Raw genomic sequence first — 12,015 nt, forward strand, 5'->3', positions numbered from 1 at the left:
ACGGCACGCTCCGTGGTGTGAGAGGGAGGAGAAAGTCCTCCCTACTCGATTGAAATAAATATGCTATATTATTACAAAAATATGCCTATAAATATAGAAAATACAATAATATATGATATAATATTTATGAAAAAGTTGTGTTTTTAGCCTAGTTTAGCTAGCTAAACTGGACTTGTATTTATAGTAGGGGTCAAATAATGACACAAAATAGTAAGTTAAAAGGAGAAGTTCTATGACAATGCTTAACAAAAAGACAATTGAAGACATCGATGTAAGAGGAAAGAAGTGCTTGGTTAGATGCGATTTTAATGTGCCTCTAAAGGACGGAAAAATAACTGATGAAAATAGACTAGTTGGGGCTATGCCTACAATAAAGTACCTAATAGAAAACAGAGCGAAGGTTATACTTTGCTCGCATTTGGGCAAGCCAAAGGGAGAGGCCAAGCAAGAACTATCACTTGCACCTGTTGCAGCTAGATTGTCTGAAATGCTAGGCCAGGAAGTAGTATTTGCTGCTGATCTCAACGTAGTAGGTGAAAATGCCAAGAAGGCAGTTGACCAGATGAAGGATGGAGACGTAGTTTTACTAGAAAATACTAGATATAGAAAAGAAGAAACAAAGAATGAAGAAGGATACTCAAAAGAATTGGCATCTCTAGCTGAAGTATTTGTAAATGATGCCTTCGGTACTGCCCATAGAGCTCATTGTTCAACAGTAGGTGCAGGCCAGTTCTTGGAAGAAAGAGTATGTGGCTACCTAATCCAGAAGGAATTGGACTTCCTTGGTTCAGCAGTTGAAAACCCAGTTAGACCTTTCCTTGCTATCCTAGGTGGAGCCAAGGTTAGTGACAAGCTAGGCGTAATCAATAACTTACTAGAAAAGGTAGACACATTGATTATAGGCGGAGGTATGGCCTATACATTTATCAAGGCCTTAGGTCATGAAATAGGGACATCTCTTCTAGAAGAAGACAAGGTAGCTTATGCCAAGGAAATGATGGACAAGGCCCAGGCCAAGGGAGTGAAATTGTTACTACCTGTAGATGTAGTCTATGCTGATAAGTTTGCAGAAGACGCCCAGCCTCATATAACTGAAGGTAGGGATATACCAGCTGACTGTATGGGTCTAGATATAGGACCAAAGACTAGAGAATTATTTGCAGCTGCTGTTAAGGAATCAAAGACAGTAGTATGGAATGGACCAATGGGTGTATTCGAATTTGAAAACTTTGCAAATGGTACTAAGGCAATTGCCCAGGCCATGGCTGATGTAGATGCTACTACAATTATAGGTGGTGGAGATTCAGCTGCTGCAGTAAACCAGATGGGATTTGGTGACAAGATGAGCCATATATCAACCGGTGGTGGAGCATCACTTAAGTTCCTTGAAGGTAAGGAATTACCAGGTATAGTAGCCCTAGACAACAAATAAGATAAAAGATAATAAGGAGATAGATATGAGAAAGCCAATAATCGCTGGTAACTGGAAAATGAACAAGACAATTAAAGAAGGTCTTAAATTTATTGAAGAAGTAAAGGGACAGACTCAAGGGGATGTAGAAGTTCTAATCTGTGCGCCATTCACCCTATTAAAGGATTTGAAGGCAGCAACTAAGGGTACAAATATAAAAGTAGGTGCTCAGAATATGCACTATGAGAACTCAGGTGCCTTTACTGGTGAAGTAGCCCCAGCCAACCTAGTAGAAATAGAGATGGACTATGTAATCATAGGCCACTCTGAAAGAAGAGAATACTACGGTGAAACTGATGAGACTTGTAACAAGAAGGTCTTAAAGGCTATAGAAGTAGGTATTAACCCAATTCTTTGCTGTGGTGAAACACTTGAAGAGAGAGAAGCTGACAAGACTATGGACAAGGTAAAGGGCCAGATAGTGGCAGGTCTAGCCGATGTAAAGGCAGAAGACCTAGCAAAAGTAGTAATAGCATATGAGCCAATTTGGGCTATAGGTACAGGTAAGACTGCTACGGCTGACCAGGCAAATGAAGTAATTGCCTACATTAGACAGGTAGTAAGAGATATATACGGAGACCTAGCTGACCAGGTAAGGATCCAGTATGGTGGAAGTGTAAAGCCAGCTAATGTTGCAGAAATAATGGGTCAGTCTGATATAGATGGTGCCCTAGTAGGTGGTGCATCACTTAAGCCAGCAGACTTCCTAGGATTGTTGAAGTTTTAATAGATAAGAAGGTAATAATTATGAAAAAACCAGTAGTATTAACAATAATGGATGGTTTTGGATATACACCCAATATGGAAGGAAATGCCATAGCATTGGCAGGGACTCCCCACCTAGACGCTATATCTGAAAAATACCCTCATACCCTAATTGAGGCTAGTGGATTAGATGTAGGTCTTCCAAGAGGCCAGATGGGTAATTCTGAGGTTGGACACACTAATATAGGTGCTGGTAGGGTAGTATACCAAGACCTAACAAGGGTAACTAAGGCCATAGAAGATGGAGATTTCTTTGAAAATCCAGCCTTGGTTGCAGCAATGGAAAATGCCAAGGACAAGAGCCTACATATATTAGGCCTACTGTCTGACGGTGGTGTCCATTCGCATATAGACCACCTAAAGGCCCTATTAGATATGGCCAAAAGAAATAGTTTAACAAGGGTATATGTTCATGCATTTACAGATGGTAGAGATACAGACCCTCAGAGTGCAATCGACTATGTGGGTCAGATAGAAGACTATATGAAAGGACTTGGACTAGGTAGGTTTGCCAGTGTATCTGGTAGATACTATGCCATGGACAGGGACCAGAGATGGGAAAGAGTGGAAGTAGCCTACAAGGCCATAGTTGAAGGACAGGGACCAAGGGCCAAGTCAGCTTCAGAGTGTGTTCAGGCTTCATACGCTTCAGATGTAAATGATGAATTTATAGTGCCGACAGTAATTGAGGGGCCAGATGGTTCTATAGGGAATATCAAGGCTGATGACTCAGTAGTATTTTTCAACTTTAGACCAGACAGGGCAAGAGAAATCACAAGAGCTATAGTAGATGTAGATTTTACAGGCTTTGAAAGAGACTTGGTTCCAACTAAGTTTGTATGTATGACTACATATGATGTTACAATTCAGGGTGTCCAGGTAGCCTTTGGACCTCAGGATATAATAAATACTCTAGGCCAGTACTTATCAGATAGGGGAATGAAGCAGTTGAGGGCGGCAGAAACTGAAAAGTATGCCCACGTTACATTCTTCTTCAATGGTGGTATAGAGAAGCCTTATGAAGGTGAAGATAGAATATTGATACCTTCTCCAAAGGTGGCTACATATGATATGCAGCCGGAAATGTCTGCCTATGACTTGCTTGACAAGCTGTTGGCAGCCTTGGATGAAGACAAGTATGACCTAATCGTTGTAAACTTTGCCAACCCAGACATGGTAGGACATACTGGTAGCATAGATGCGACTATGAAGGCAATAAAGACTGTTGACAAGTGCGTTGGCAGGTTATTTGAAAAGGTAATTAGCCTTGGTGGTAGTGGTATAATCACTGCCGATCACGGTAATGCTGAGCTAATGGTAGACCTAGAAACAGGTAGACCTATTACATCACATTCAACAAACCCAGTTCCATTTATAGTGGTAGGGGATGAATTTAAGGGAAGAGACCTATTGACAGATGGTAGACTGTCAGATATAGCTCCAACCTTGTTGGCCATGCTAAAGATGGACCAGCCAGAAGAAATGACAGGTCATTCATTGATTAAATAATTCGTACAATATATATTTTAAAGAAACTTTTACAAATTTACCCATCAATTTATTTGTAATAAAAACAAAAAGTAACGAATATTTAGGTAAAAATTAAGTGATCGATTTATAGTTTGTGATATAATATTAGTGATAAAAATTATAAGCAATTTGAGAACGAGAGGAGAAAGAATATGTCAGCTATTGAATTAGTTTATGCAAGAGAAGTTCTAGATTCAAGAGGTAACCCTACAGTAGAGGTAGAGGTAGTATTAGAAAGTGGAGCCCTAGGTAGAGCTATAGTACCATCAGGTGCATCTACAGGTGCTTTCGAAGCAGTAGAATTAAGGGACGGAGATAAGGGAAGATACATCGGTAAGGGTGTATTAAAGGCTGTTGACAATGTTAACGAAATAATAGCTCCAGAAGTTGAAGGCCTAGATGCTTTCGACCAGCCAGGAATAGATGGTCTAATGATAGAATTAGATGGAACTCCAAACAAGGGTAAGCTAGGAGCTAATGCTATACTAGGTGTATCACTAGCAGTAGCAAGAGCTGCAGCTGATGAATTGGGATTACCACTATTCCAGTACATAGGTGGAGTAAATGCTAAGCAGCTACCAGTTCCAATGATGAACATACTAAATGGCGGTGAGCATGCAGACAACAACGTAGACGTTCAGGAATTCATGATTCTACCAGTTGGTGCTGAATCTTTCGCTGAAGGCCTAAGAATGGGTGCAGAAGTATTCCACGCCCTAAAGAAGGTTCTTGCAGAAAAGGGACTAGCTTGTGGTGTAGGTGATGAAGGTGGATTCGCTCCAAACCTTGCTTCAAACAGAGAAGCTCTAGAATTAATCGTTGAAGCTATAAAGGCTGCTGGTCTAGAACCAGGTAAGGACGTAATGCTAGGTATGGACGTTGCTGCATCTGAAATGTACAATGAAGAAACTAAGAAGTACGAGCTAAAGGGAGAAGGCAAGGTTCTTTCTTCTGAAGAAATGATAGACCTATTTGAAGGTTGGGTAAATGAGTTCCCAATAATCACAATAGAAGACGGTCTAAATGAAGAAGACTGGGATGGTTGGAAGTTACTTACTGATAGACTTGGTAAGAGAATCCAGTTGGTTGGTGACGACCTATTCGTTACAAATACAGAACGACTAGAAAGAGGTATCGATTCTGGTGTAGCTAACTCAATCCTAATCAAGGTTAACCAGATAGGTACTCTAACTGAAACTCTTGACGCTATAGAAATGGCTAAGAGAGCTGGATATACAGCAGTTATATCTCATAGATCAGGTGAAACAGAAGATACTACTATAGCTGACATAGCTGTAGCTGTAAATGCTGGCCAGATCAAGACTGGTGCTCCATCAAGAACTGATAGAGTTGCTAAGTACAACCAGTTACTAAGAATCGAAGAAATTGTTGGTGAATCTGCTAGATACGAACAGTTGAGATCATTCTATAACCTAAGCAAGTAATCTGCTAGGATAAATATGAGTTTTAAGGGGTCTAATCTTAGGCCCCTTTTATATATAAATTATAAAAATTATCAAAAAGTCAAAGAAACCTTGTAATTAGGCTTAGCCTATGTTATAATTAATGATGGATTTTATGGAAAGATTATTTTTAAGGAGGACGTGATGTTAGGGAATATATTGATGGCTATACAGATTTTTTTGAGTGTAGTGATGATAATTGTAGTTTTACCACAACAGAGTAAGCAGAACCAGCCTCAGGTATTTATAGAAGATAGTTCTTCACAGGCCTATTTCAAACCAAAGGGTAAAGAAGCCTTTTTGAACAAGATGACAAAGATAGTTTCAGTGTTGTTTTTTATAAATGCAATAGCGCTTGTGATGGTAATGAAGTAGTTAATAGATAAGAAGATTGGTCGGCAGTGTCAATGGTTTGATGTTGCCGATATTTTTGTATAAAAATCGATATATATGTTATACTATAATTGAAATATTTTTGTTGACAAGGAGGTGTTGACAATGTTAGAGAATATAAAAGAAAATGTAATAAATTTGCTGATGGAACCGGCCTACAAGCCTATGAAAAAGGACGAATTGGCCCAGGTTTTTGTTGAAACTAAAGAAGATAGACAGGCATTTTTTCAGATGCTAGATGAGATGAAGGAGGCGGGAGACCTCTTTATAAATTCAAGAAATAAGGTGGGGAGCCTGGAAAATTTTGATATGAAGAGGGGTATATATAGGGCTACTAAGAGTAGGTTCGGCTTTGTGGTGACTGATGACTCTGAAGATGATATTTTTATTGACGGTGACTCTAGAAAGGGTGCCTTTAATGGAGACCAGGTCTTGGTCAAGATAACTAGGCCGGCCTATGGAAAAAACAAGGCTGAAGGAGTGGTTGTCAAGATACTAAACAGGGGCAATCAAGAACTAGTAGGCTTATTCCATGATAGCAAGTCATTTGGATTTGTGATAGTTGATGATAAGAAATTTGACCGAGATATATTTATACCCAGGACCTATTTTAGTGGGGCAAAAAATAATGACAAGGTAGTCTGCAGGATTACGGTATGGCCAGATGGAGACGATAAAAAGCCAGAGGGGAAGATAGTAGAGGTCTTGGGTCAAAAGGGCGATAGGTATGTTGAGATAGATTCGATTGTAAGGGCCCACGGTTTGGTAGAAGGCTTTAATCCCAAGGTCATCAACCAGGTGGAAAATATACCAGACTACGTGCTTGATGAAGAGATGGTAGGCAGGACTGACTTTAGGGATGACCTGATATACACTATAGATGGAGATGACTCCAAGGATTTTGACGATGCTATAGGTGTAGACTTGCTAGACAATGGAAACTATAAGCTAGGTGTCCATATAGCCGATGTAAGCCACTATGTGATAGAAAATTCTCCGCTCGACAGGGAGGCCTTAAAGAGGGCTACATCAGTCTACCTAGTAGAAAAGGTAATACCTATGCTACCAAAGAAGCTTTCAAATGGTATATGTTCACTAAATCCAATGGTAGATAGGTTGAGCCTATCATGTATCATGGAGGTTGAACCAAAAAATGGCAAGGTAGTCAAGTATGATATAGTCAAGTCTGTAATCAGGTCCAAGGCTAGATTGACCTACCATGAAGTAAGTGAAATATTGGAAAATAATGATTCTGACCTTATGGAAAAATACAGTGACTTCTTGACTAGTTTCAAGCATGCAGGTGACCTGGCTCAGATATTGAGAAAGAGAAGGTTTAAGAGGGGGGCAATTGACTTTGACTTCCCAGAAGCCAAGATAGAGTTAGATGAAAGAGGTATGCCGGTTGATATAGTCCCATATGAAAGAAGGACATCAAACAAGATGATTGAGGAATTTATGCTATTGGCCAATGAAACAATAGCAGAGCACTACTATTGGCTTAAGTTTCCATTTGTTTACAGGATACATGAGGAGCCAGACCCAGAAAAAATTATGAGTCTAAGAAACTTTGTTCAGGCTAGGGGATATAGTATGCGTACTGGTAGGTCAGAAGTGAGACCGGGTGACCTCCAGGATGTCCTAAACAAGATTGACGACAAGGAGACCAAGCAGGCTATAGGGACTATAATGCTGAGGTCCCTGAAACAGGCCAAGTATGCACCTAGTTGTGAGGGGCACTTTGGTCTAGCAGCCAAGTACTACTGTCACTTTACCTCACCTATCAGGAGATATCCTGACCTACAGATACACAGGATTATCAAGGAAAATATAGACGGATGTTTCAACGATAAGAGGAGGGCCCACTATGATTCCATACTTGAGGCTGTATCCAACCAGTCTTCAACTCAGGAGAGGAAGGCAGTGGATGCTGAAAGGGATGTGGATGACTACTATAAGGCAGTATACATGGAAGACAAGCTTGGGGAGAAATTTGTAGGCCACATATCTAGCATTACCAGCTTTGGTATGTTTGTGGAGTTGGACAATGGTATAGAAGGTCTAATAAGACTGTCATCACTAGAGGATATGTATGACTATGTAGAGAAGGCTAGTGTCTTGGTTGGCCAGAGAACAGGCAAGACCTTTATGTTGGGTCAGAAGGTTGAGGTTGAATTGGTCAATGTAAATGTAGATGCAAGAGAGATAGATTTTGAAATGATAGAGGGTGGTAACTAATGTCAGGTAAAAAAATACTGGCAACTAACAAGAAGGCTAGACACGACTATTTTATAGATGAGGTCTTTGAATGTGGTATAGAGCTAAAAGGAACTGAGGTCAAGTCGATTAGGCAGGGCAGGATCAACCTAAAGGAAGGGTATGCATCTGTAGATAACAGTGAGGTCTTCCTAAAACAGGTTCATATCAGTCCCTACGAGCAGGGAAATAGATACAACGTGGATCCACTAAGAACTAGGAAACTACTACTCCATAAGGCTGAAATTAGAAAACTGATAGGTGCTACAACTATAAAGGGATATTCTCTAGTTCCTATGAGTATGTATCTGAAAAATGGTAGAGTCAAGGTAGAACTAGGTCTTGCCAAGGGTAAGAAACTCTATGATAAGAGACAAGACCTTGCTAAAAAGGATGCTATGAGAAGGATAGAAAGAGAGTCTAAGGACAGGTATTAGAAACCTATAAAGATGATAAAATATGATGACATTTTATTTGCTACAAGATGAGCTTGAAAATTATAATATTTTATCTATTGGTAAGTAGGTCCCAATAAAATATTAAAAAAGGTGTTGACAAGACTAGTAAGAAACAATATAATAATACTCAACTAAATAAAGCCGATGATAAAGAGAGTAACTCAGATGAATTTTCAGCGAGTCGGAGCCTGGTGTGAGTCCGATATTGAAGTTTGAAGTGAAGAGAGCTTTTGAGGTTGTTACAGGAAATAATAGTATTGTAGCAGGTTTCCCGCCTTAAGGGTTTGAGAGGATAGTATATCTATCAATAGGAGTGGTAACGCGGAAATTTTTCGTCTCTTGGACTTTGTGTCCAAGAGACTTTTTTTATTATTTGCGATTCCGGATAGCAGATAGCTTTTCGCCCTATAATTTCTATTGCATAAACTATACTGTATTTTGTATTATTTATGATGATGGATATCCTATCAATAAGAGTGGTAACGCGGAAGTATTCGTCTCTTGGGCATTATGCCCAAGAGGCTTTTTTATTTGTTTAAAGGAGATGAGTATTGCCAAAATAAATGAAAAGCAGTATGAAAGAATTAAACTGATGGTATATACCTTAAAAATACAAATAATATATATGGATTAAAAAATATATGGCTTGAAAAGATAAGTTGAAATGACTTATATATAAGCTGAAATGGATAAATGGAGGAAAAATATGAAAAATATAGATAGTGTAGCAGTTAAAAAAGATAATGGAAGTCTAGAAAATAAACTAAAGGATACTAGCCTTAACAAGGTGGTTCTGGCCTATTCTGGTGGCTTGGACACATCGGTAATCATACCTTGGTTGAAGGAAAATTATGAAAACTGTGAGGTTATAGCAGTTTGTGGCGATGTAGGTCAGGGAGACGAGCTAGATATAGTATACGAAAAAGCCCTAAAAAGTGGGGCTAGCAAGTGCTATATAGTAGACTTGAAAAAGGATTTTGTAAAGGATTTTGTATGGCCAGTCATCAAGGCTGGTGCCAAGTACGAAGGAAAATATCTTTTGGGAACATCAGTTGCTAGACCCTTGATAGCCAAGGCCTTGGTAGATGTGGCTAAAAAGGAAGGAGCCCAGTATATATGTCATGGGGCTACAGGTAAGGGTAATGACCAAGTTAGGTTTGAGGTGTCAATAGCAGCCCTTAGCCAGGATACAAAGATAATAGCCCCATGGCGTGAGTGGGATATCAAGTCTCGTGAAGATGCCATAGACTATGCAAAAGAGCATGGCATAGAAGTACCAGTAACCAAGAAAAGACCTTATAGTATGGACAGGAATGTATTCCACCTTAGCCATGAGGGTGGGGACCTAGAAAATCCTGAAAACCAACCGATTGATGACCTTTGTCTCATATGTACAAGGCCAGAAGATGCACCTGACCAAGCAGAGTATGTAACTATCGACTTTGAAAAGGGCCAGCCAGTAACCATAAATGGTCAGATATTAGAGCCCCTAGCCCTACTTGAAAAGGCCAATGAAATCGGAGCCAAGCATGGTATTGGAATCTTGGACATGGTAGAAAATAGATTGGTAGGTATGAAGTCAAGAGGAGTATATGAAACACCAGGTGGAAGCCTACTGATGGAAGCCCATCAACTTTTGGAAAGCTTGACTCTGGACAGGGATACGGCATCTTTCAAGTCTCATATAGGGATTAGGTATGCTGAATTACTATATGATGGCCTATGGTATACACCGCTTAAGCAGGCCTTGGATGCCTTTATAGACTCAACACAGGCAACTTGTAGTGGTCAGGTCAAACTAAAACTATACAAGGGTAACTGCATACCAGCCGGAATAAAGTCACCATATTCACTTTATAGTGAGGAGATTGCGACTTTTGGAGAAGACCATGTATATGATCAGAAGGATGCAGAAGGATTTATAAATCTATTCTCCCTACCACTAAAGACAAATGCAAGGATGAAGGCCAAGGCCGGTCTGGATATTTAGACAGGCATTTGAGTTTTAGGTATGGAAATATTGAAAATACGGAATAAATTGTAAAATTTTAGACCTAGGATAAAGTCTAAAAATATTTATATTAATAGGACCTGCTTGCTAAGTGATTGGCAAGTAAGGTCCCAGAAGGGAGCTAACATGAAAAAGTTATGGGGAGGTAGGTTTCAGTCTGATACCAGCAGTATAATGGAAGACTTCAATTCGTCTATCGCTTTTGACTGGAAACTCTACCACTATGATATAGAGGGTAGCAAGGCCCATGTAAAAATGCTGGGAAAGACGGGAATAATAGAAAAGGAAGAGGCAGATATCATAATAAGTGGATTGGAAGACATAGAAAGTGATATAGAAAAGGGCTTGGTGGAGTTTTCAAGTAAGCACGAGGACATCCACATGAATATAGAGGTCCTATTAACAGAAAAGATAGGACCTCTAGGCAAGAAAATACATACAGCAAGAAGCAGAAATGACCAGGTAGCCCTTGATTTAAAGCTATATGCCAGGCAGTCTGTAGACAAGCTATCAGGCCTATTGAGGGAGTGGATTGAGGGCTTGGTTGATAAGGCAGAGGAAAATATTGACACAATAATGCCTGGCTATACCCACCTTCAAAGAGCCCAGCCCATATCACTAGCCCACTTTCTCATGGCCCATGTAGAGATGGCAAGAAGGGATATACTCAGGTTGGAGTCTTGGAAGGCCATACACAATACCATGCCACTTGGTAGTGGAGCCCTGGCAGGAACGAGTTTTCCCATAGATAGACAAATGATAGCAGAGGACCTGGATTTTGATATGCCGACTATGAATTCTTTGGACGGTGTCAGTGATAGGGATTTTGTTATAGACCTACTGAGTGCTTGCTCATTGGGTATGATGCACTTGAGTCGATTGTGTGAAGAATTGATACTTTGGTCAAGTCAGGAATTTGCCTTTGTAGAAATGGATGATGCCTATAGCACGGGAAGCTCTATGATGCCCCAAAAGAAAAATCCAGATGCCTGCGAACTGATAAGGGGAAAAACCGGCAGGGTCTATGGAGACCTCTTGACTGTATTGTCTATGATGAAGGCCCTACCACTGGCCTATAACAAGGATATGCAGGAAGACAAGGAAGCACTTTTTGATGGTGTAGAGACATGGACCAAGGCCCTTATGGTTGCCAAGCCAATGATGAAAACCCTTAAGGTAAAGAAGGATAATATGTTGAGGGCAACTAGACAAGGCTTCCTAAATGCTACAGACCTGGCAGACTACCTGGTTAAAAAGGGGTTGACATTTAGGGACTCCCACAGGCTAGTAGGTGAAATAGTCTTTGATTGCATAGAAAAAGGCATTGATCTTGAAGATATCAGCCTTGATGACTACAAGGCCTACTGTGATCTTATAGGGGAAGATATATTTGATAATATTGCTGTTGAAGCCTGTGTGGAAAGCAGACAATCTCTGGGGGGGCCTAGCAGGGACCAGGTAGTCAATCATATTGAATTTGTTAGAGGGTGGAATGTTTAGCTATATTATAGAATATTGTTAATTTCAGATATGTAGATGGTCTAGGTGAGTTGTATATAAGTTATATTGTTTTTTACATAAAAATTTAAAATGTATTATTATACCTTTAAAAGAAAAAATTATACTAATAAAATAGGATATCTTATTTAAAACATAAAGATGTTAAAT

9 protein-coding genes and 1 other annotated feature are annotated in these 12,015 nt (G+C 39.8%); all 9 genes read left to right on the plus strand.

Annotated features, from left to right (window positions below; translation table 11 throughout):
- Window positions 1-232: 232 nt before the first annotated feature.
- The 9 genes from HMPREF1639_RS01625 (at window position 233) to argH (ending at window position 11,847) form a co-directional block, all read left to right on the plus strand.
- The gene (locus HMPREF1639_RS01625; protein WP_036762564.1) at window positions 233-1,432 is read left to right on the plus strand and encodes a phosphoglycerate kinase; all 1,200 of its coding nucleotides are present in this window, start codon (window positions 233-235) and stop codon (window positions 1,430-1,432) included.
- Window positions 1,433-1,457: 25 nt separating this feature from the next.
- Entirely contained in the window at window positions 1,458-2,198 is a 741-nt protein-coding gene (gene tpiA, locus HMPREF1639_RS01630; RefSeq protein ID WP_036762567.1) for a triose-phosphate isomerase, read from the plus strand.
- 20 nt (window positions 2,199-2,218) lie between these two features.
- Window positions 2,219-3,745, plus strand: a complete 1,527-nt coding sequence (gpmI, locus tag HMPREF1639_RS01635; protein WP_036762569.1) for a 2,3-bisphosphoglycerate-independent phosphoglycerate mutase — start codon at window positions 2,219-2,221, stop codon at window positions 3,743-3,745.
- A 173-nt stretch (window positions 3,746-3,918) separates the two neighbouring features.
- Window positions 3,919-5,211: a phosphopyruvate hydratase gene (gene eno, locus HMPREF1639_RS01640; protein WP_036762572.1), complete on the plus strand. Its 1,293-nt coding sequence runs from the start codon at window positions 3,919-3,921 to the stop codon at window positions 5,209-5,211.
- Between the two features lie 162 nt (window positions 5,212-5,373).
- A complete protein-coding gene (secG, locus tag HMPREF1639_RS01645; RefSeq protein WP_198021040.1) occupies window positions 5,374-5,604 on the plus strand; it encodes a preprotein translocase subunit SecG in 231 nt (76 codons plus the stop codon).
- A gap of 123 nt (window positions 5,605-5,727) precedes the next feature.
- Window positions 5,728-7,860 carry a ribonuclease R gene (rnr, locus tag HMPREF1639_RS01650; protein ID WP_036762578.1) on the plus strand — a complete coding sequence of 711 codons (2,133 nt, stop codon included), beginning with the start codon at window positions 5,728-5,730 and terminating at the stop codon, window positions 7,858-7,860.
- Entirely contained in the window at window positions 7,860-8,315 is a 456-nt protein-coding gene (gene smpB, locus HMPREF1639_RS01655) for an SsrA-binding protein SmpB (protein WP_036762580.1), read from the plus strand. Before rnr ends, smpB begins: the two co-directional genes overlap by 1 nt.
- 156 nt (window positions 8,316-8,471) lie before the next feature.
- Window positions 8,472-8,679, plus strand: a binding site (T-box leader).
- 363 nt (window positions 8,680-9,042) lie between these two features.
- A complete protein-coding gene (locus tag HMPREF1639_RS01660) occupies window positions 9,043-10,326 on the plus strand; it encodes an argininosuccinate synthase (RefSeq protein WP_084572442.1) in 1,284 nt (427 codons plus the stop codon).
- Window positions 10,327-10,473: 147 nt separating this feature from the next.
- Window positions 10,474-11,847, plus strand: coding sequence for an argininosuccinate lyase (argH, locus tag HMPREF1639_RS01665; protein ID WP_036762583.1), 1,374 nt, complete (start codon window positions 10,474-10,476; stop codon window positions 11,845-11,847).
- Window positions 11,848-12,015 lie beyond the last annotated feature (168 nt).

The organism is Peptostreptococcus sp. MV1, from assembly GCF_000758885.1.
GTDB lineage: Bacteria > Bacillota > Clostridia > Peptostreptococcales > Peptostreptococcaceae > Peptostreptococcus.